The sequence below is a fragment of the Brachybacterium sp. P6-10-X1 genome (assembly GCF_001969445.1).
In the GTDB taxonomy this organism is placed as follows: domain Bacteria; phylum Actinomycetota; class Actinomycetes; order Actinomycetales; family Dermabacteraceae; genus Brachybacterium.
In genome coordinates this window covers 584800-605611 of the sequence record NZ_CP017297.1, presented here as the reverse complement: position 1 = coordinate 605611, position 20812 = coordinate 584800, and the positions used below count along the sequence as shown (strand labels likewise).

The 20812-nt window shown below is 65.1% G+C and carries 17 protein-coding genes and 1 pseudogene; 9 read left to right on the top strand and 9 right to left on the bottom strand.

Annotation, left to right across the window (positions count from 1 at the left end; genetic code table 11):
• Positions 1-154: 154 nt before the first annotated feature.
• Positions 155-1380 (bottom strand): IS3 family transposase gene (locus BH708_RS02670; RefSeq protein ID WP_245353966.1). Its coding sequence is split into 2 segments (ribosomal slippage): positions 155-1095 and positions 1095-1380, totalling 1227 coding nucleotides; the frame shifts between segments, so codons are not numbered across the junction.
• Positions 1381-1469: 89 nt separating this feature from the next.
• Between BH708_RS02670 and BH708_RS02660 the strand changes: the two genes are divergently transcribed.
• The 3 genes from BH708_RS02660 to BH708_RS20230 all read left to right on the top strand — a co-directional run bounded on the left by BH708_RS02660 (position 1470) and on the right by BH708_RS20230 (position 3532).
• Entirely contained in the window at positions 1470-2510 is a 1041-nt protein-coding gene (locus BH708_RS02660; protein ID WP_216639495.1) for an ABC transporter permease, read from the top strand.
• Between the two features lie 87 nt (positions 2511-2597).
• Positions 2598-3302, top strand: coding sequence for an NADP-dependent oxidoreductase (locus BH708_RS02655; protein ID WP_253705450.1), 705 nt, complete (start codon positions 2598-2600; stop codon positions 3300-3302).
• Positions 3185-3532, top strand: coding sequence for a zinc-binding dehydrogenase (locus tag BH708_RS20230; protein ID WP_371329956.1), 348 nt, complete (start codon positions 3185-3187; stop codon positions 3530-3532). Before BH708_RS02655 ends, BH708_RS20230 begins: the two co-directional genes overlap by 118 nt.
• A 12-nt stretch (positions 3533-3544) precedes the next feature.
• Here the strand turns inward: BH708_RS20230 and BH708_RS19700 are convergent, their stop codons facing one another.
• The 7 genes from BH708_RS19700 to BH708_RS02625 all read right to left on the bottom strand — a co-directional run bounded on the left by BH708_RS19700 (position 3545) and on the right by BH708_RS02625 (position 12800).
• Complete coding sequence (locus tag BH708_RS19700) at positions 3545-3712, bottom strand: hypothetical protein (RefSeq protein ID WP_157235679.1); 168 nt, start codon at positions 3710-3712, stop codon at positions 3545-3547.
• A 28-nt stretch (positions 3713-3740) separates the two neighbouring features.
• Positions 3741-3941 (bottom strand): hypothetical protein, encoded by a 201-nt coding sequence (locus BH708_RS02650; RefSeq protein ID WP_076806394.1) that lies wholly within the window; start codon positions 3939-3941, stop codon positions 3741-3743.
• Positions 3942-4296: 355 nt separating this feature from the next.
• Positions 4297-7518, bottom strand: a complete 3222-nt coding sequence (locus BH708_RS02645; RefSeq protein WP_253705448.1) for a type I restriction endonuclease subunit R — start codon at positions 7516-7518, stop codon at positions 4297-4299.
• Positions 7515-8756 (bottom strand): restriction endonuclease subunit S, encoded by a 1242-nt coding sequence (locus BH708_RS02640; RefSeq protein WP_076806392.1) that lies wholly within the window; start codon positions 8754-8756, stop codon positions 7515-7517. Before BH708_RS02640 ends, BH708_RS02645 begins: the two co-directional genes overlap by 4 nt.
• Entirely contained in the window at positions 8753-10735 is a 1983-nt protein-coding gene (locus BH708_RS02635; protein ID WP_371330004.1) for an N-6 DNA methylase, read from the bottom strand. The genes BH708_RS02640 and BH708_RS02635 overlap by 4 nt, the downstream gene beginning before the upstream one ends.
• A 554-nt stretch (positions 10736-11289) precedes the next feature.
• Positions 11290-12075, bottom strand: coding sequence for an SDR family oxidoreductase (locus BH708_RS02630; RefSeq protein ID WP_076806387.1), 786 nt, complete (start codon positions 12073-12075; stop codon positions 11290-11292).
• Complete coding sequence (locus BH708_RS02625) at positions 12072-12800, bottom strand: TetR/AcrR family transcriptional regulator (protein ID WP_083713224.1); 729 nt, start codon at positions 12798-12800, stop codon at positions 12072-12074. Before BH708_RS02625 ends, BH708_RS02630 begins: the two co-directional genes overlap by 4 nt.
• 184 nt (positions 12801-12984) lie before the next feature.
• On the opposite strand from BH708_RS02625, the gene nrdI reads away from it, so the two are divergent.
• The gene (gene nrdI / locus BH708_RS02620; protein WP_076810696.1) at positions 12985-13455 is read left to right on the top strand and encodes a class Ib ribonucleoside-diphosphate reductase assembly flavoprotein NrdI; all 471 of its coding nucleotides are present in this window, start codon (positions 12985-12987) and stop codon (positions 13453-13455) included.
• Positions 13452-15606 (top strand): annotated as a pseudogene (gene nrdE / locus BH708_RS02615) (class 1b ribonucleoside-diphosphate reductase subunit alpha). The gene nrdI and the pseudogene nrdE overlap by 4 nt, the downstream one beginning before the upstream one ends.
• Positions 15607-16435: 829 nt before the next feature.
• On the opposite strand, the gene BH708_RS02610 reads toward nrdE, so the two are convergent.
• Positions 16436-16759: a four-carbon acid sugar kinase family protein gene (locus BH708_RS02610; protein WP_076806383.1), complete on the bottom strand. Its 324-nt coding sequence runs from the start codon at positions 16757-16759 to the stop codon at positions 16436-16438.
• A gap of 290 nt (positions 16760-17049) precedes the next feature.
• Between BH708_RS02610 and BH708_RS02605 the strand changes: the two genes are divergently transcribed.
• The 4 genes from BH708_RS02605 (at position 17050) to BH708_RS02595 (ending at position 20691) form a co-directional block, all read left to right on the top strand.
• On the top strand, positions 17050-18060 hold the full coding sequence (locus BH708_RS02605) for a sugar ABC transporter permease (RefSeq protein ID WP_083713223.1): 1011 nt from the start codon (positions 17050-17052) through the stop codon (positions 18058-18060).
• Positions 18061-18156: 96 nt separating this feature from the next.
• Positions 18157-18504, top strand: coding sequence for a hypothetical protein (locus tag BH708_RS20225; protein WP_253705447.1), 348 nt, complete (start codon positions 18157-18159; stop codon positions 18502-18504).
• 17 nt (positions 18505-18521) lie between these two features.
• Positions 18522-19007, top strand: coding sequence for a carbohydrate ABC transporter permease (locus BH708_RS20220; RefSeq protein ID WP_253705446.1), 486 nt, complete (start codon positions 18522-18524; stop codon positions 19005-19007).
• Positions 19008-19059: 52 nt separating this feature from the next.
• A complete protein-coding gene (locus BH708_RS02595) occupies positions 19060-20691 on the top strand; it encodes an extracellular solute-binding protein (protein WP_076806381.1) in 1632 nt (543 codons plus the stop codon).
• Positions 20692-20812: the final 121 nt, after the last annotated feature.

The following is a 20812-nucleotide window of genomic DNA, read 5'->3' as shown; positions in this document are numbered from 1 at the left end:
CTCAAGCGAAACCGCCTCACATATAGGAGACACGCCCTAGGCGGGCGCCGGCACCTGTGAGGCGGGGCGGCGGGCGACGGTGGCCAGCGAAGACGGCCGGCGCCGCGCAGGCGCGACTGTGGAGGCGTGAAGCGCCCTGGGTTCCGTTCCGTGGTTAGACGGTCGCGGGCGCGGTCGTCGTGGGGTGAGTGTAGGACGCTTCGACTTCGGCCGGGGTGCGATAGTCGAGTGCTTCGTGCAGGCGCTTCGTGTTCCACCAGGTGACCCAGTCCAGAGTGGCGATCTCGACGGCGGTCGCTGAGGGCCAGGTGCGGCGTCGGTGGATGAGCTCGGCTTTGTAGAGGCCATTGACGGTCTCAGCCAGGGCGTTGTCGTAGCTGTCTCCGACGGATCCGACCGAGGCCTGGACTCCGGCGGTGATCAGCGCATCGGAGTAGGCCAGCGAGACGTAGTTGCTGCCCCTATCGCTGTGATGGATCAGCCCAGTCCGAGACGCTTCTGCCGGGGAGGTCTGGAGGGCCTGCTCGAGAGCCTGCAGTGGCAGTGCCTCAGTGCGGAGGCTGGTGGCCACTGCCCAGCCGACGATCCTTCGCGTGAAAACGTCCGTGATGAACGCGGTGTAGCAGAACCCGGACGGGATCCGGACGTAGGTGATGTCAGCGACCCAGAGCTGATTCGGTCCGGCAGCCGTGAAGTTCCGCTCGACCAGATCAGGACGACGGTCCAGGCCACCAGCAGGGCTCGTCGTGAACACCTTTCGACCACGGCGTATCCCGCACAGACCAGCAGCTTTCATCAGCCGAGCGGTCTGGTCGCGGCCGACTTCCCATCCGGCACGGCGCATCGCGTGATGCATCTTCCGATACCCGTAGACGCCGTAGTTCTCGGCATGAATCCGACGGATCTCTTCGACGAGCACCTCGTCACGGACCGCTCTGGCCGATGCCGGGCGCTGCTTCGCGGCACGGTATCCGCGAGAGGTGAGGAACCCACGTTCCGTCGCGCCCAGGACGCGGCAGATGGCCTCGACCCCGAAGTGATCGCGATGCCTATCGATGAAGGCGATCATTTCGTCGTGGGGTGGTCGAGTTCCCTGGCGAAAAACACGGAGGCGGCCTTGAGGATCTCGTTGGCCCGCCGGGACTCGGCGAGCTCTCGACGCAGTCTGCGGTTCTCCTCCTCGAGAGACTCCGCGGGGCCGGCCGAGGGCTCGGCTGGCCCGTAGCGGTTGCACCAGATCCTCAGCGTCTCCATGCCAACGCCGAGTTGGGGCGCGACAGCACGGATCGACTCCGATCGTGGGCCACCTTCGAGTGCCTGGCGGTCGTAGACCATGCGCACGGCACGGTCACGCAGCTCCGGACTGAACTTCTTGGGCATACTCCGATTCTCCTTGCTGAGACTCGGAACGGAACCCAGGGCGCTTCAGGCGATAGGGGGATTCCGCTAGTGTGTATCGAATGGATCACGTGTTTCATGTCGATGTGTTCGCCGACCCCGGGTTGCCCTCGCGAGCGGTGACACAGGTGCTCGATACGAGACAGGAGGATGACTCCGAAGCGGAGTTCGTCCTGCACCACAACAGGCGGTGGATCCCACTCCGCGACGACGGAACCCTGGACATGGAGGCGGTGAAGGAGTGGGCGCACCGCGACGAGGCCGATCTTATGGTCATCGTGACCGAGATCCCGCGCCGTGCCGGCCGTCGGGTGAAGATGGTCGGCCTGCACTTCGAGGAGGGAGCTGCGATCATCTCCCTCCCCGCGCTCGGATGGTCGAACGTCGGTAAGAACCTTCGCGCCGCGATGTTCGACTCGCTCGATGCGCTCGCCACGGACAAGGTGCCGGGCAGCGGCGATACACGCATCGAGTACGGGGTGGTGCACGAACAGGATTCGGAGACGGGCCGTTCGGTCTACATCGCGTCGCCCTGGTGGTGGCCCGGCACTGTGCGCCTGATCCTGGGGATGGTGCGGACCAACGAGCCGTTCGCAACGGTGACGAAGCTGTCGGGAGTCCTGGCGGCTGCCGCGGGGACCGGCGCCTTCGGCATCTTCTACTCGTCGATCTGGGAGATGGCCGATGCGCTGCCCCCGTGGCGATTGGGCCTCATCACGGTGATGGTGATCGCGACCATGGTGCTGTGGCTGCTCGTCAGTAACGGACTGTGGGAGCGGTCCCGGCAGCTGGGCAGCCTCCGGGAGGCCGCGATGTACAACGCCTCGACGGTGGCGACTCTGTTCGTCGCGGTCGCTTCGCTCTATGCCGTGCTCTTCGTGGGGATCCTCCTCGGCGGGCTCATCGTCATCGAGGCGGGCTTCATGTCCAAGACGATCGGCGTCGAAGTGTCGCCGTGGAACTATGTCGACATCGCGTGGTTGAGCGCCTCGATGGGCACTGTCGCCGGCGCACTCGGTTCCAACTTCGACAGCCGGGACGACATCAGTGAGCTCACGCATGGACGGCGTCAGGCCCAGCGGTTCCGGCAGCGGCAGGAGGAGGCGGAGTAGTCCTCCGCATCACTGGGAGGGAACGAGGCTTCGGTTCCGGATGTCGGACGGCGGGAGTAGAGTCCCGGATGGCGTGTTGTGCGACACATGAGAGCGATCGCATATTCAGAGCCCGGCGGCCCCGATGTCCTCGAAGTCATGGAGCTTCCCGATCCGGAACCCGGTCCCGGTGAGGTCCTCATCCGCGTGCGCGCCGCGGCGGTGAGCCCCACAGACACGATGCGCAGGGTCGGGATGCGGGATCCCGCCGGGGCGGAGCCACCGTACGTCGTCGGCATGGACGCCGCGGGCATGATCGAGGCGATCGGGCCGGACACGGACACGGATCTGGCGATCGGTGATGCGGTCATGGCGATCGTCGTGCCGCACGGCACCCACGGCGCCTATGCGGAGAAGGTCGCGGTGCCGGTGGAGTCGGTCGCCCGCATCCCGGACGGCGCCTCCCTCATCGAGGCCTCGACCCTGCCGATGAACGGACTCACCGCGCGGCTGGCGCTCGACAAGCTGGATCTGCCCACAGGGTCGACGATCGCGGTGACGGGCGCGGCCGGCGCGTTCGGCGGCTACTCGGTGCAGCTGGCGAAAGCGACGGGCACACGGTTGCCGCGGACGCCAAGGCAGAGGACCAGGAGCTGGTCGCCTCACTGGGCGCCGACGTGGTGCTGCCGCGCGGAGTGGGGTTCGCCGCCGCAGTGCGCGAGCGATACCCCGACGGGGTCGACGGCATCATCGACGGATCCGTGCAGCTGGACGAGATCGTCCCCGCTGCGAAGGACGGCGCGACGGTCGTGACGATCCTCCGCGGCGACAAGGGCGAGCGCGACCGCGGCGTGACGTTCTGGTCGATCGTGGTGAGCAAGTACGCGAAGAACCCGGAAGCACTGGACACCCTGCGGCAGCAGGCCGAGGACGGCGTCGTCACCCTGCGTGTGGCGGACGCTCTGCCGATCGATCAGGGCCCGGAGGCCCACCGCCGGTTGGAAGCGGGGGGAGTGCGCGGGCGCCTCGTCCTGGAGTTCTGAGTCGGCGCGCTCTCACCGTACGATCGCCCTGCGCAGCAGCGACCAGGAGCCTGCCGAGGAGAGCACGATGGCGCCGCCGGCGGCAGCGGCGAGCCACCAGAGTGCAAGCTCGGCGAAGCGCGGGATGGCCACGAGCGCCGCGACCAGGAGCGCGAGGGCCAGGCCCGTAGCGATGAGCAACGGGCCGCGTGCGCCTAAGTGTTGCGGGTCAAGCTGCTTGGCAGCGCGCAAAAGGGACCTTTTGACCAGCGTGGATCTTCTCCCGGCCAGCCTTCATCAACGCCACGAGCTCGGCCTCGGTATGAGCAGAACCGAGGTGCTCGAGGACCACGTCGCGACGGTTCTTCCGCTCAGCGATCTGCACCGCCGTCGCACCCGATCCAGTCCTCACCTTCCGCAGGAACACCATCCCATTAGTGTGTCATCCCGCAACCATCCGAGACGCTCACCAGCAGGAATACCTACGAACCGGCTCTCAACGCCGTGGAGAGGTCCAGGTCAGGTCCGATCACGGCGACGTCAGAGCGGTCACCGCGACGGGTTGCCGCTGACAATTTGCCCGACCCCCGATACGCGAAGATCTCTCCACCAGAACCAGGCGCTGTTGCATCAGATTAATAATGCTCAGATCGAACTGCAACGTGAATCTACCGCACATCGTGGCCTCCCTTGGCTTCGTGATCCCCAGCCTACGCACACGACCGTCAGACGGCTCTTGCTCGTTCCGGACAGGCCGATGACGCGCCAGGCGCACGGTTCATGCCTTACGAGGCCGACTTCTCACCCTCCTCGGGATCCTGGTCCTCGATCGTCCGGAGTCTGCGCGATTGGTACAGGTACTGCCCGATCAGTCTGATGAACTCGTCAGCGCGGTCACTCTCACCCGTGAGGGCACCGGTGAGCTTGCCGAACGCGCCCTCGTTCAGGACTGCGGCGTCGGTGAGGGTCTCGCGCAGGTCGGGCGAGGCCATGAACTGGTCGAGAGCGTTGTGGTCGATCTGGTCGGCGATGCGGGGGTCTTCTTCGGCCATGCCGGCTGCAGCGCGGACGAAGCCTTCGATCTGCGGGTCGGCGAACTCAGCCCCGAACAGCTCGTTGATCCTGGACACCACCTCCGACAGCAGCGCCTGCTGCGGATCCTGGCGCGACACGTGCGATCCGACGCCGGTGATCCCCTTCAGTCCCGGGGTCTCCTGATCGCCCGACAAGCCTATGTCGGCCTTGCCCTGGTCGATCTGTCGGACGCGGCGCAGCTCCAGACCCGACACGTCGACGTCCGGGTCGGCGCCGTCGGTCGGCAGCAGACGCACCAGCTGGCGCAGGAACTCGGCGAGCTTCTCCAGGTCGCTCGTGCCGTAGTCAACGACCTGCGACATGAAGTCGTACAGCCTGACGTACGAGCCGCAGTCCTTCCGGAACGTGCGCAGCTCGTCGAGTGCTTCGCTGTCGTCGTTGGCCTGCGCGTCGTTCCAGCGGGCGACAAACTCGTCGCGCGCCGGCGTGACGGCCGCAGCCAGCGCCGCATGAGACTGCTTCCGTGCCCACCAGGCTTCTGCATATCGTTCGACGTCGTTCGGGGTGTAGATCCGAGCTTGTGCAAGCTTCGTGGCCAGCTGGTGGACGAGGTTCGGGTCGGTCTCCTTCTCCACGTGGGCCTCGAGGTAGTACGCCAAGAACGCTTCGCGGATGTCGTCGGGATCGTTGACGAAGTCGAGTACGAACGTGCGGTCCTTCTTCTCTCCCGATGGGGCACGGTAGGTGCGGTTCAGCCGCGAAAGGGTCTGCACCGCGTGGACGTCCGGGAGCTTCTTGTCGACGTACATCGCGCACAGCAGCGGCTGGTCGAAGCCGGTCTGGAACTTGTCAGCGACGATCATGAGCCGGTACTCGGGACGGCGGAACTCGCGTGCGAGGTCGGACCCGACACCGGGGTTCATCGACGACTCGGTCGCGTCCTCGATACCGTAGTCCTCGTCGCTCAGGCTGCCACTGAATGCGACGATCGACTGGTACGCGTACCCGCGCTGCGCGAGGTACCTGTCGGTCTCGATCTTGTACCGCAGAGCGGCCTGGCGGGAGTCGGTGACGACCATCGCCTTGGCGTGGCCGTCCAGCAGGTGCGCGACGTTAGCGCGGAAGTGCTCGACGATGATCTCGACCTTCTGGCCGATGTTCGTCGGGTGCAGGTTCGCGAACCGCATGATCTTGCGAGTCGCGGTCTTCGGATCCACCAGCCTGTCGTCATCGTCCGGGCCGATGCCCGTCGAGATGCCGACCTCGCCCTGCTGTTCGATCTCGAACGCCGTCCGGTACGTCTGGTAGCCGCGCAGCACGTCGAGGATGAAGCCCTCCTCGATCGCCTGCCGCATCGGGTACGCATCGAAGGAAACAGGCAGACCGTCATCGCCCGGGCGCCCGAACAACTTCTTCGTCTTGTCCTTCGGCGTCGCCGTGAATGCCAGCAGCGACACGTTCCGTGCCCCTGCGCGCGCTGCCGTCTCTGACCTGATCTGGCGTTCACGGTCGACGTCGGCTTCGACGAGCTGGTTGATTACGTCCTGACCATCGAACTCGCCGTCATCGGCGACCTCGCCGCCCTCGGTGAGCACGTTCTTCAGCTCTGCCGCTGTCTTGCCCGACTGGGAGGTGTGAGCCTCGTCGATGATCACTGCGAAGTTCTTCGTGCCGAGTTTGGTCTCCAGCAGGTCCTTCACGAACGGGAACGTCTGCAGCGTGACGACGATGATCAGCGACGATCCGGTCAGTGCATCCAGTAGTGCCCGGGACTTCGAGCCCCCGGAGCGGCGCACTGCCGTCGAGTCGATGACCGCGACGCTTCCGCCTGTGTCGTCGACTTGTTCGACAGCCTGCTGCAGCTGGGCATCGAGGACGCGGCGGTCGGAGACGATGATGACCTTGTCGAACACCTTTTCGTTCGACCGGTCGTGAAGGCGTGCGAGGCGGTGCGCCGTCCATGCGATGGTGTTCGTCTTCCCCGACCCGGCCGAGTGCTCGATGAGGTACCTGCGCCCAGGGCCCTCATCGGCGATCGAGTCGACGAGCTTCTTCACCGCTCGCCACTGGTGATACCGCGGGAACATCAGCGCCGTCGAGCGCGTGATCTTCCCCGTCGCCGGGTCCTCGTCGACGTCGGTCTTCAGGAACATCTGTGAGCCCAGGATGGACAGGAAGTTGTCGCGCTGCAGCACCTTCTCCCACAGGTACGAGGTGGCGGGCCCAGAAGGGTTGGCGGGGTTGCCCGCTGCACCGGTGTCGTCGTGGCCGCGGTTGAACGGCAGGAAGTAGGTCTTCTCCCCTGCCAACTTCGTCGTCATGTGCACCTGGTCGTCGTCGACTGCGAAGTGGACGAGTGCACGGGTGCCGAAGCCAAGCAACGGCTGACCGGCCGGGTCTCGGTCCTTCCGGTACTGCGTTACGGCCGAGCGCCACTGCTGCTTGAAGAACGACTTCAGCTCGCAGGTCGCCACGGGCAGGCCGTTGACGAAGAAGACGAGGTCGATCGACCGCTTGTCGCCTCGCTTCGGCGAGAAATGCACCTGTCTCGCGACGCGCAGCCGCACCTTCTCGTACTGCTCGGTCACGGTCCTGTTCAGCGTCGTGGCCGGCTTGAACTGGCACATCCGGAAATGCGCCGTCGCTCCACGCGTGTGCGAGAACTTCCGGCGCAGCACGTTGAGCGTCCCGCCGCCCGAACTCATCGGGGTGTCCAGCCGAGTGACTAGCATCGACATCAGCGCCTCACGGTCTGCCTGCTCGGCACCAGTGCCGACGCGCACGACCTTCGCGTACTCATCCGGTTGCGTTTCGTTCAGCCACCACAGCACGTCCTCGGACCAGATCGCCCGCTCCGCGTCGTAGCCGTCGTCATTCGGGCTGTATAGCCAGCCATGCTCACCGAGGTACTCGGCGATCTCGACCTCAAGTGTTTCCTCCCGGGTACCATCTGGTGACGCCATCGTCTTCATTCAGCCTTTCGTGCTGTACGTACGTCGAACTGCCCCGTCACCGCCGCCGTGATCAGCGCCGCGCGGCGCTCCTTGGCAAGGGCGATGTGTTCCCCTGCCTTGGTGATGAGAGTGTCGATGCGGTAGAGAACACCCTCTGTAGCCTTTAGAATCGATTCTTGACGTTCGAGTGATGGGACAGGGATCTCGATTGCTCGGGCAACACTGGTGTTGATTCGCTTTCTTGTAGACCCACGGGCCAACAGTGCGACCTGAGACCGAGTCTGCGGTGCTGACAGAGCCCACGCCAGATATTCGCCTGACACTCCCGACGCTGGCCGCACTCTGAAGCAGTCAGCCTTGACGATTGCTGGGCCAAGGTCAGGGACGACCGCCGCACGGCCGAGGGGCCACGTCTCGTCACCAAGCCCGGCAATCACGACGTCACCAGGTCGCGCATCGTGTCCAGCCAACTGCTCGGCGTACGAGTCTGGAATATATGCCTCGTCCTGGGTTCGGAAACTGTTGGTTCCGATGTTCCCGAGTCTGATCACCCGCGTTCCTGAATCGGAATAGTGAGCCGAGGTAAGGGATGACCCGAACGGCCCATCGACAATCGAAGTGATGACCCTACGAAGGGGAATCGGCCGCAGTTCCTCAACGGCACGGCTGAGTCCCAATGCCCATGCCGCATCTCGACGTTCCTTCAGTAGCCCGATGAGCTCCTCCTGCTTCGCCACGAGCGCGTCGATCTGGGCTGTCTCCTGGTCCAGATAGTCGGCGATGGCGCGCTGCTCGTCGAGGGCCGGGGACGGCACCTCGAACTTCGAAACCTTGTCTGCGGTGAAGTGGGGCAGCGTCGCTGTGCTCGTCACAAGGTCGATGCGACCGTCAGTGAGCGCGTCCTGAAGTGCGTAGTCGAGGTATCGTCCATCAGCGACTCCGACAGCAGGTCGCAGCCGAACGATCGAGTTCTGGAAGCCCCAACCCGGCAGGTCATCGCGGAGCACAGCCGACCTCCCATAGCCAGCGCCTCCCTCGACCACGACGACGTCGCCTTGCCTGAGGTCCAATGCACGCAGCTCAAATCTGCTGAACCACATCCGCTGGTCAGGGAGCTCGATCACTTTCCCTTGCGGCTGCACGTGTGCCGCTCGGAGGTAGGGCGCATATATGTCGGACGCAGCCTTCGAGCCTGGCTGGACCATCTTGCCTAGCGTGACACTCGCCAGCCGCTTGATCGGAATGGCAGAAGTCACGCTTCCACCTTCCGCAGCAGCCCCATGATCTCGTCGACGACGCGTTCGAGATCCGCATCGATCTCCTCGAGGGGACGGGGCGGCTCGTACGTGTAGAAGTGACGGGTAAAGGGGATCTCATAGCCGGTCTTCGTCTTGTCCCAGTCGATCCACGCATCGGCGACGTGCGGCTTCACTTCCAGATCGAAGTAGGCCTGCACCGTCTCCTGGAACGCGCCGTGCGTCTTCGGGTGGCCTCCCCAGCCGAAGGGCACGTTCTCGGTGTCACGCAGCGCGGGGTCGGGCTCGAGGTCGCCCTTGTTCTTGCCAGTCTGCACCCGACAGAAGTCAGCAGTCTCGTCGTGGACTCCGATCGTCTGCCACAGTTTCTTCCGCTGCGCCGACGTGAGCCGCACTCCGTGGTCGCCGAGGTGGCGGTCGAGCTCCTTGTCGAACTTCTCCCGGTTCAAATACACCTCGTCGCCGAACGCCTCGAGCGCCTCATTGAGGCCGTCGACCTTGGCCAGGGTCTTCTGCTCCGCCACGGCGCTGATCGCCTCGGGGGTGCACTGGAATCGCAGCTGCAGTGGACGTTCGACCGTGACTGTCCAGTAGGCGAAGTCGCGCTTGTGGAACATCTTCGTCGGAACCTCGACGTCGTCGTCGCTGAGCGTGCCGGTGAAGGCGCGGACGATGGCATCGCGGTGCGCGTCGGGGACCTCGATTTTCTTCGACCCGATCGACTTGCGCAGCTTGGTGCCGAGCTTGGTCGCATCGATGAGCTGAACCGTGTCCTTGCGGTCCGCGGGCTTCGCGTTCGACAGGATCCACAGGTAGGTGGCGATGCCGGTGTTGTAGAACATGTCGTTGGGCAGCGCCACGATCGTCTCGACGAGGTCGTTCTCGAGCATGTGGCCTCGGATCTCCGATGGACCCGAGCCCGCCCCGCCGTTGAACAGCGGTGAGCCGTTCAGGACGATGCCGGCCTTGCCGCCGCGACCTGTCTCGTCGACATCGCGCATCTTCGAGGCCACGTGTAGGAGGAACAGCATCGCCGCATCGCCCACGGCAGGAAGTCCAGGCGCAAATCGCCCTTGACCACCACGGGCGTGCTCTGCCTTTACGTCCGACTCGACGGCTTTCCAGTCGGTGCCGAACGGCGGGTTCGAAAGGACGTAGTCGAACTGGCGGTCCTCGAACCGGTCCACGACGAGCGTGTCGCCCTGACGCACGTTGGACGGGTCCTGACCGGTGATCAGCAGGTCGGCCTTGCAGATCGCATAGGTGCGCTTGTTGATCTCCTGCCCGAACAGCGCCGTCGATGCGTCCGGGCTGAAGCTGCGCAGGTGCTCGTCGGCGACGCTGAGCATGCCGCCGGTGCCGACGGTCGGGTCGTAGATCGATCGAACCGTGCCGCGTCCGCGAAGAGCATCGGCGTCGTCTGCATATACGAGGTCGACCAGGAGCCTGACGACGTCGCGAGGGGTGTAGAACTGGCCTGCGCCCTCGTTGGCCGACTCGGCGAAGCGGTAGATGAGGTTCTCAAACAGGTCACCCATGTCGGCGTTGGACACCGCCGCGGGCGAGAGGTCGATGCCCTCGAAGTGCCGCGTCACCTGCGACAGTCGGTCGCGGTTGTCGAGCGTGCGGATGACGTTCTCGAAGTCGAACGACTTGAAGACATCCAAGTTCGAGGAGAAGCCGCCGACGTAGTCGATCAGGTTCTCGGCGAGGTTATCCGGGTCCTGCAGTGCCTTCTTGAGCGTGTAGTCGCTCGTCGTCCAGAACGACAGCCCCGCATTGTCTGCGCTGCGCGTGCGGATCTTCAGGTGCGTCCGACGCTGCTGCTCACCCTCGTAGCTGCTGACGACCTCGCTCATCACCTCTCGATGCGGATTCATGACGCACTCGAGCCGGCGCAGCACGGTGAACGGGAGGATGACGGAGCCGTATTCAGCTTCTGAGTAGGGACCGCGCAAGGTGTCAGCGACACTCCACACGAAGTTGGATAGGACCGACACGATGGATGAATCTCCTGGTCTGACGAGCGGCTCGGTAGCTCGATCATCCTATCGATGCGACAGACAGTCCGGGCCTTGTCAGCGATTCGAGCATATCGAGGTGCGAAGCGTTGCAGCCGCTCCGTGCGGGGCACGTGAGGCGACGGTTAGCGGGCCGTAGCTGGCCTCGAGCTCTCACTGGCTGTGGCCTCAATCGGCGGAGCGCATAAGGAAGGACGCTTCTGACCTGGGGTATGCGTGGCGTCGGAGATCGTACCCCTGGCCGGACGGCGCACCTTTGAGGTGTCGCACCCTCCCTTGTTCATCTACCGCCTCCCGCGAGTTGACATCGCTGAAGTACCGGCGGTCTCACAGGCCGTTGGGGTGCTGATGACCGACACGCTCCACGTCACCTATCGGTGCGGCAGTCCCAAAGCAACGGCTCACGTGCCTCTGTTGCAGACATCTGGTTGTGGAGGTACGTCCAGCCATCGACACGGAACCTGTGCTCAGCCAGTTGCGGGCCCCGCCCTGCCGACTTGACGCTCCGCGTATCAGACCTGGTCTGGCCTTCGGATCGACTCGGCCCCGCCGTCGATGAAGACGATCTGTCCCGTGACGTGTGTGTTCTCAGCTCTCGTCAGCCACGCCAGCAGGGCAGCGGGCGCGGCAGGTGGTGCAGCCGGACCGTTCAGCGGGCTCGGCGCACCGGCATCGAGTGCGTCCCTGCCTTCGGCGGAGTCGAGTGCGGGGCGGGTCATCGGAGTTTCGATGACGCCTGGTGCGATTGCGTTCAGCGCGATCCCGGCTCCGGCCCATTCCGGGGTCGGGGCGACGCGTCGCACCCATCGGGCGATGGCGAGCTTGGTGGTCGTGTAGATCGGGCTGCTCCCGGTGGGCGTGGTGTCGGTGCCGATCCGCTCAGCTTCGGCCAGAGCGGCGGATTCGTCTCCCCGCTCCAGTGCCTCGAGCAACCCGGGATCCGTCTCCTCGAGTGCAGCGAGGGAAGCGACCACTGCTGCCCGCGGCGCGTCCGAACCGGCCAGTAGGGGGCGCAGGCCCTCGAGGGTGGCGATGGCGCCGAAGTGATTGACGCCCACCGTGACGGGGGAGGCGGCGACAAGACCTGCCACTGCGATGATCGCGTCGATGCGGCCACCGGAGCGTTCACGCACTTGATCCACGAGGTTCTTGCGGCCGTCGGTGGTGGAGAGGTCCGCCTCGATGTCGGCGTCGTGCAGGTCGACGGTGATGACTGTGCTCCCTGCGGCCCGGAGCAGCTCTGTGGTTGCGGCGCCGATGCCTGAGGCAGCTCCGGTGACGACGTAGGTCCTGTTCATGATGTTCCTCCTGGGGATTGCAGTGTGGTCGGCGCCGTCGCGCGACTGGGGCGCTGCGACGGATGGTCGGCTGGATTGGACGGCGCAGTAGGGCCGACGAACCATTCGGGCATGGTGGAGAGCAGGCGCTGGGCCATTGCCTCGGGTGTGGTCGGGTCGTTCTCGCGCAGCCAGGCGGTGAGAAGGGCGACCGTTCCTCCGGCGATCATGAGGCAGAACGCCTCGTGGTCGAGATGCGGCGGGACCCTGGGCCCCATCAGACGAAGGGACTCGCGGACTTGAGTGGCGTGTGCGGAGATGACGCCCTCTCGTACCCGAGAAGTCAGCCTCCAGTCGAGTGACGCCCGGAGGAATGCGCGGTGGATGTCGACGAACCGAGCCAGGGCAAGCTGGGAGGCCTCGGCCGGGCGGCGGAGGTCCGCCTGCGGATCCGAGGCGGCCGAGGCGAGGGCGGCTCTGCGATCTGCGCGATCGGTCTCGCCGATCAGGGCGAACCGCTGCTCGAGCATCTGCTCGGCGAGATCCTCGAGAGTTGGGAAGTGCGTGTAGAACGTGCCGCGGCTGATCCCGGATTCGCGCAGGATCGCAGTCACCGTGAAGGAGGATTCCTCGGTGCGTCGGGCGCTCAGGGCCTCGACGGCGCGGAACACGGCGGCGCGGGAGCGCGCTGGGCGCGGGTCAGGCGCGCGCTTACTTCGAGGTGCGGGCCGATCATCGGTGATCATGGCTCGAGCCTAACAGTTTCTATAAGCCTGTATAGAAACAGGGAGCGCTGACACGCGTCGGTGAGGATTCGGCGCCCGTCACCGCGTGGTCTTCGGTTTCGTGCCGACTGCCGCCTGCCGTGTGGCGATGAAGGCCAGCCTCCGAGCGTCCCGTGAGGGCTCGTCCCCGCCCACTTCCTCGGTCATGAGTGCTGTAAGCGAGACGCATACGTGGTCGGACCTGGTGTTCTTCTCGTCCGTCTCGGAGACGACGCGGCGGTTCGTCGACAAGCTCGGCCTGTCGGCCGCCCGCATCCCCCTGCGGCGAGGCGACCATGCCCTGGTGGCGAGGCGTCCGTTCGTGCTGATCACCCCGACCTACGGCGGCGGCAATGGCCGCGGCGCTGTCCCGAAGCAGGTCATTGCGTTCCTGAACGAACCACGCAGCCGGGGCCTGATCCGCGGCGTGATCGGCGCGGGGAACACGAACTTCGGGGAGGCGTACTGCCTGGCCGGGGACGTGATCGCCGACAAGTGCCAGGTGCCCCTCTTGTATCGCGTCGAGCTGCTGGGCACGCCGCGGGACGTCGAGGCAGTCCGGGACGGCCTGGCCCGGTTCCTCACCGAGCACCACCAGCACCCCGTCACTGACGAGAGCGAAGGAGACGCATCATGAACGTCATCGACACGACCGAGGACCGTGTGACCGGCGACCGCACTCCCCCGGACTTCCACGCGCTGAATGCGATGCTCAACCTCTACGGAGCGGACGGCAAGATCCAGTTCGACAAGGATCGCCTCGCCGCCCGGGAGTACTTCCTGCAGCACGTGAACCCCAACACGGTGTTCTTCCACTCGCTGCGCGAGAAGATGGACTACCTGGTGGAGAACAAGTACTACGAGCCCGAGGTGCTCGCCCAGTACGACTTCTCCTTCATCGAGTCCCTGTCGGAGCAGGCCTTCGCGAAGAAGTTCCGCTTCCCGACCTTCCTCGGCGCGTTCAAGTACTACACCTCGTACACGCTGAAGACCTTCGACGGCAAGCGGTACCTGGAGCGCTTCGAGGACCGCGTGGTGATGGTGGCCCTCACCCTCGCCGAGGGGGACGAGCAGCTCGCCCGGAACCTGGTCGACGAGATCCTCGACGGCCGCTTCCAGCCGGCCACCCCACCTTCCTTAACGCGGGCAAGGCCCAGCGCGGCGAGCTCGTGAGCTGCTTCCTGCTGCGCATCGAGGACAACATGGAGTCCATCGGGCGCTCCATCAACTCCGCGCTGCAGCTGTCCAAGCGCGGCGGCGGCGTCGCGCTGCTGCTCTCGAACCTGCGGGAGTACGGTGCGCCGATCAAGCACATCGAGAACCAGTCCAGCGGCGTCATCCCGGTCATGAAGCTGCTCGAGGACTCCTTCTCCTACGCGAACCAGCTGGGGGCCCGCCAGGGTGCAGGGGCCGTGTACCTCAACGCGCACCACCCGGACATCCTGCGGTTCCTGGACACCAAGCGCGAGAACGCCGACGAGAAGATCCGCATCAAGACCCTCTCCCTCGGCGTGGTCATCCCCGACATCACCTTCGAGCTCGCGAAGCGCAACGAGCCGATGTACCTGTTCTCCCCGTACGACGTGGAGCGCGAGTACGGCAAGCCGTTCGCCGAGGTCAACGTCTCGGACGTCTACCACGATATGGTCGACAACCCGAACATCTCCAAGAAGAAGATCAAGGCGCGCGACTTCTTCCAGAATCTCGCGGAGATCCAGTTCGAGTCCGGCTACCCGTACATCATGTTCGAGGACACCGTGAATCGGGCCAACCCGATCCCCGGCAAGGTCACCCACTCGAACCTGTGCTCGGAGATCCTGCAGGTCTCGACCCCGTCGTCGATGAACGTCGACCTGACCTACGACGAGCTCGGCCGGGACATCTCCTGCAACCTCGGCTCGATGAACATCGCCAAGGCGATGGACTCGCAGGACTTCTCGCGGACGATCGAGACGGCGATCCGCGGTCTGACCTCGGTCTCGGACCACTCGGACATCGAGTCGGTGCCGACGATCGCCGAGGGCAACCGCAGGTCGCACGCGATCGGCCTGGGGCAGATGAACCTCCACGGCTACCTGGCGCGGGAGTCCATCTTCTACGGCTCCGAGGAGGGTCTGGACTTCACGAACATGTACTTCTACGCGGTCACGTTCAACGCCATCAAGGCGTCGAACAAGATCGCCAAGGAGCGCGGCGAGATCTTCTACGATTTCGCCAGCTCCGCCTACGGCACCGGCGAGTACTTCGACAAGTACATCGACAAGGCCTGGGAGCCCCGCACGGAGAAGGTCCGCGGCCTGTTCGAGGACTCCGGCGTGCACCTGCCCACTCAGGAGGACTGGAAGCAGCTGCGCGAGGAGGTCGCGGCCCACGGCATGTACAACGCCTACCTGCAGGCGGTCCCGCCGACCGGGTCGATCTCCTACATCAACCACTCCACGAGCTCGATCCACCCGATCGTCTCCAAGATCGAGATCCGCAAGGAAGGCAAGATCGGCCGGGTCTACTACCCGCGCCCTACATGACCAACGACAACCTCGAGTACTACGAGGACGCGTACGAGATCGGCTACGAGAAGATCGTCGACACCTACGCCGAGGCCACCCAGCACGTGGACCAGGGTCTGTCGCTGACGCTGTTCTTCCCGGACACCGCCACCACGCGCGACATCAACAAGGCGCAGATCTACGCCTGGCGCAAGGGCATCAAGACCCTGTACTACATCCGCCTGCGTCAGATGGCGATCGAGGGCACCGAGGTCGAAGGCTGCGTCGGCTGCGCCCTGTGACCGGGCGCGCTCAAGACGCAAAGCTCTGGGAGAACTGCGCTTGAGACGGCTCGACCTCGCAGACGAGGTCCGTGTGGTAAGCGAATGCGGCTACGTCGGGTCAGCGACAAGACGCGAGATCGAGTACGCAAGGGAGAAGCGGAAAGTCAGTAGCTCGGTGGAGACGACTCTCAACCTGTGATGCCAAAGGGCTTGGTCCGTAGCAGCGCGTCCTCCGATCTGCAGTAGGCGGTGGTGGTTGGCCACCGGGCCGCGTCGCCGCCGGCGGCTACATCTCAGTCCGTCAGGCTCGGTGTTCTCGCCATGGTCGGGAACCGCAAAACGGTGCTGATGCACCCTCTTCAGGCCGAGGCTGAGGGTGGGTCATCGAGTTCCTCGAGGTGCTCGGCGGGAAACAGTCGTAGTACCGGTTCTCGAAAGGTAGGTCCGGAAGCGTCCGGCGGTCGGGGACCGGGTTCGTGGTGGTGAGGTCGTTGTAGAGGGTGGCGGTGGGGCCGGCCCACGCGTCGGCGGCGTTCGGGTCGAGGGTGCCTGTTTGGCCGACGCCGCAAGTGAGAGCGGCGCGCGTGTCGGCCGCGCGTCGGCCTTCGCGAGGCTGCTGATCGAGGAAAGTGAGGGTGCTGTTGATGAAGATGAAAGGGACTGGGTCGATGCACCGCGGTGGCGATAACTCGCATGTCGTCCTCGACCAGCACGTCTGCTGTCACGTAGCGGCGATCACTCACTGTTGCGAGGACCTCGGCGACGTCTGCCGCGCCCTGCCTGATCGTCGTGTGTGGGGCATGGACGACCTCCTTGGGAATCACCGTCCCCCGGTCTTCTCCGCGATTCACTCGCGCAGTTCCGGGGCGCGGAACCCGAAGGTGGCGTCGTCGGCGAACGGGGTGTCGGCGACGGGGACCGCAGTCCCGTCGAGTGAGCAGACGCAGTGCAAGGCGTCGACGGTCACCCGGCCGGCGTCCGGGAATGCAGGCACGAGAAGCACCGCGTCCGGGACTCTTGCGGCAGCGCTGCCGTCGGTCAGCGCCTGGGTGATGATGTCGGTGTCGAGCGGGAAGTGCCCGTGCAGGGTCGAATCTGTGCGAGAGACGATCTCGAGCGCGACCACTGATTCCGCCGCGACGGCCACCGCCGTCGTAACGACCTCGTCCATGACGACAACCTTTCCGGGCCCTGTACCCAGGAGCGCACCGGCACGGGAGCGGCCGCGAAGCGGCACCGGCGCTTACAACGTGAGAAGCAACAGGTGGCAACCGCTGGTACAGCGCTGTACCAGCCATGAGTATTTCGAGGGCCGGGCCACGAGACGGACGGGCCGTACCGCTGATCGACATAGTCGTGCGATCAGGTGCCGCGCGATCACGTGTCGGCGACCGGGCAGGAAAGCTTCCGTCTACCGATGCCCCGCCCGATGTCGAGCGGTGCACAGGAGGAGCCGTACTCATGACCGTCGACCTCGACAGTCGCATCCCCCCTGACCCCGACCAGTCCCCAGACGCCCCACCGGAGGACCCGTCGTCGCGACCCCTGGAGCGCCGGGCACCGCAATCGCTGTGGCGGCGCATCCTCCGCGATCGGACCGTCCTGCTGCTTGCCGTCCCCGGCATGGTGATCCTCTTCGCCTTCCAGTACTACCCGCTGCTCGGCAACGTCATCGCGTTCCAGGACTTCCGCCCCTTCCTGGGCATCGGCGAGAGCCTCTGGGTCGGCTTCCAGAACTTCGGCATCCTGGTCAGCAACGATCCTGCGTTCCTGAACGCCCTGTGGAACACGCTGATCCTGACGCTCATCCAGTCCGTGTTCGTCTTCCCCATCCCGATCGTCCTCGCCCTGATCCTCAACAGCCTCCTGTCCAACAAACTGCGCCAGACCATCCAGTCGATCCTCTACCTGCCCCACTTCCTGTCGTGGGTGATCGTCGTCGCGGTGTTCCAGCAGGTGCTCGGCGGATCAGGCATGATCAACAACTTCCTGCGCGCGAACGGCCTGGAGACCCTCCACATCATCGGCAACGCCGAGATCTTCAAGGTGCTCCTGACCTCCCAGGTGATCTGGAAGGACACGGGATGGGCGACGATCCTGTTCCTCGCGGTCCTGGCCGGGATCGATCGCAGCCTCTACGAGGCCGCAGCGGTCGACGGCGCCTCGCGATTCCGGCAGATGTGGCACGTGACGCTCCCGGGGATGCGGCCGATCATCGTCCTGCTGTTCATCCTGCAGCTCGGCAATTCGCTGAGCGTCGGATTCGAGCAGATCATCCTGCAGCAGCAGGCGGTCGGCATCGACGCGAGCGAAGTGCTCGACACCTACGTCTACAACGAGGGCATCGCCGGCGGCCAATGGGGCACGGCGGCCGCCGTCGGCCTCGTCAAGAGCGCCGTGGGGCTCGTCCTCGTCCTCTCCGCGAACAAGCTCGCCCATGCCTTCGGCGAGCAGGGGGTGTACAAGGCATGACCATCCGCATCGACGACGACCCCGCACAGCCCACCGGAAACCCCGACCCCGCCGACAGGCGTCCCGCTCCCCGGGATCCGGGACGGCGCCGGTCCCGTGGAGAAGACGCTCAAAGCAATCATCCTCCTCATCGCCTGCGCCATGGTGGTCGTCCCCTTCATCGGGATCATCTCCACGAGCATCGCACCGGCCGATCAGGTCACCGAGGCCGGAGGGTTCGTGCTCTTCCCCCGGGACATCGACCTCACCGCCTACCAGTCGATCCTCTCCGGCGGCGTCGTCACCCGAGCACTCCTGGTCAGCATCTTCGTCACCGGGGTCGGAACGCTGATCAGTCTCATCCTGACCTCGACCCTGGCCTGGGCACTGTCCCGCCGCGGCACCGTTGCCAACAAGCAGATGCTGCTGCTCGTGCTGGTCAGCCTCCTGTTCGCCCCGGACTGATCCCCACCTATCTGGTGGTGCGACAGTTCAACCTCATCGACAGCCTCTGGGCCCTGATCCTCCCCACCGCGGTCAGCGCCTTCAACGTGATCGTGGTGCGCGCGTTCTTCGTGAACCTGCCCGAGGAGCTGATCGATGCCGCCCGCATCGACGGCGCCTCCGAGTGGCAGATCTTCCGCCGCATCGCCCTGCCCCTGTCGAAGGCCGTGCTCGCGGTGGTCGGCCTCTTCTACGGGGTCGGCTACTGGAACGCCTTCTTCAACGCCCTGCTCTACCTCAACGACGCCTCGAAATGGCCCCTGCAGATGGTGCTGCGCACCTACGTCATCAACGGGACCGAGATGGGCACGGCGGAGATGGGCCAGGCGGTCGAAGCCGCGCCGCCCCAGACCACGATCCAGATGGCGATCCTCGTCATCTCCATCGTCCCCATCGTCATCGTCTACCCCTTCCTCCAGCGTCACTTCACCAAGGGCGTCCTCACCGGCGCCGTGAAGGGATGACGCATCCGGCGCCTTCACGCACATTCGCCCCATCCCGAAGGAGGTCTCACCCATGACCAGCCATTCCATCTCCCGCCGCGTCGTCCTATCAGCCGCCACCGCTGCCGGGGCCGCGCTGACCGCCTCGTGCAGTAATGAGGGCCGCGGCGGGATCCCCGCCGAGTTCGCCAACGCTCCCGTGCGCCTGCCCTCCCACATTCCGTATCAGGGCGTCGAGCCCGACCTCCCTGGGGACCCGGAGTCCGGGCTGATGAACGGATACTTCTCGTATCCCGCCGATCCCGTCGCCACGTTTACCGAGCCGCCGGGGGACGGGGAGCTGATCTCCGCCCTGGTGCGCACAGATGACCCTGTTCCGCCCGACGTCTCCCGCAATGCCTTCTGGCAGGAGTTGAACACCCGCCTCGGCTCCGAGCTGGAACTCAACATCGTCCCGGCTCCCGATTGGGGACAGAAGTTCGCGACCACCGTCGCCGGGGATGTACTACCTGAATTATTCGCTGTAGCTGGCGGCACCCCGCTGCTGCCACAGTTCCTCGAGGCCTCGGCCGCGGACCTCACACCGCACCTCTCCGGAGAGGCGGTGCAGGACTACCCGTTCCTCGCCAACATTCCCACCGACACGTGGCAGGAAACCGCGTACAACGGCAAGATCATGGGTGTCCCCGTCCCTCGCGGCGTCATGAGTACGAACATCCTCTACCAGCGCGCCGACCTGCTCGCGGAGAAGGGCATCGACGGGGACCCACAGTCCTTCGAGGAGTTCCTCGAGTTGTGCGAAGAACTCACCGTGCCCGAGGAGAACATTTTTGCCCTGGGGTCCGTGCCGCTGGACCTGATCCGTCAGATGTTCGGCATCCCCAACGTCTGGGCTGAGAACGACGGCGCACTGACCAGCACCTTCGAAGCCGAGGAACAGAAGGAGGCACTCTCTGCCGCGCGCAGGTTGGTCGAAGCAGGGGTCCTCAATCCCGGCACCTTCTCCTCCCAGCCCAGCGACCGCAAGACCTGGTTCGGGTCAGGACGCAACTACTTCTTCTTCGGCACTTTCTCCGCTTGGCCGCAGTTCCATCAGGCCCAGACCTCCGGCGACCAGTTCGCGATGCAGGCGATGCGAACGCCCGGCTTCGCGGGAGACCCGGGTACGGCGTGCGCCTGGCTAGGGAATCCCACCTATGGGATCTCGGCAATCAGGAAGGATGCCACAGACCGCGTGCGGACCTTTTTGCGCGTGCTGGACTGGCTCGCTGCCCCCTTCGGGACCGAGGAGTACCTGTTCCGTGTCTACGGCACCGAGGGGGTGCACTACCAGCTAGAAGGAGCCAATCCTGTACCCACTGATCAGGGCACCAGTGAAACCCCGCTCGGGTTCCAATATCTGACCGATGCGCCCCTGCCGATTTATGTGCCCGGCAATCCCGAGTCGACACAGAATTGGTACGACGGGCAGAAAGTCGCCGTGGAGTACGGCCTCAGCGACCCAACCCTCGGGCTCTACTCAGAGACGAGCACCCGGCTCGGAGGGAGCATCGACGGTCGTATGAACGACCTCTCCAACGACATCCTGCAGGGACGCAAACCCGTCTCCGCGTGGGATGCCGGCGTCAGGACGTGGCGAAGGGACGGCGGAGATCAGATCCGCGCAGAGCTCGAACAGGCCCGCGCAGATCGACAGTCCGCGTGAACGCACAGAGGTCACTGACCCTTACGAACCTGTCCAAGTCGTTGGAACCCCAGGCGTGGTCCGCACCGTTGTCTACCTTCCCGATCTGCCAGTGAGAATGGTCGGCAAAGACTGCCGCGGG

Coding starts and splice junctions, on each gene's coding strand:
- nrdI (WP_076810696.1), top strand. CDS start 12,985: ATGAGTGCTGTAAGCGAGACGCATACGTGGTCGGACCTGGTGTTCTTC.
- BH708_RS02605 (WP_083713223.1), top strand. CDS start 17,050: ATGACCGTCGACCTCGACAGTCGCATCCCCCCTGACCCCGACCAGTCC.
- BH708_RS02630 (WP_076806387.1), bottom strand. CDS start 12,075: ATGAACAGGACCTACGTCGTCACCGGAGCTGCCTCAGGCATCGGCGCC.
- BH708_RS02645 (WP_253705448.1), bottom strand. CDS start 7,518: ATGAAGACGATGGCGTCACCAGATGGTACCCGGGAGGAAACACTTGAG.
- BH708_RS02595 (WP_076806381.1), top strand. CDS start 19,060: ATGACCAGCCATTCCATCTCCCGCCGCGTCGTCCTATCAGCCGCCACC.
- BH708_RS02610 (WP_076806383.1), bottom strand. CDS start 16,759: ATGGACGAGGTCGTTACGACGGCGGTGGCCGTCGCGGCGGAATCAGTG.
- BH708_RS02655 (WP_253705450.1), top strand. CDS start 2,598: ATGAGAGCGATCGCATATTCAGAGCCCGGCGGCCCCGATGTCCTCGAA.
- BH708_RS02625 (WP_083713224.1), bottom strand. CDS start 12,800: ATGATCACCGATGATCGGCCCGCACCTCGAAGTAAGCGCGCGCCTGAC.
- BH708_RS02650 (WP_076806394.1), bottom strand. CDS start 3,941: ATGGTGTTCCTGCGGAAGGTGAGGACTGGATCGGGTGCGACGGCGGTG.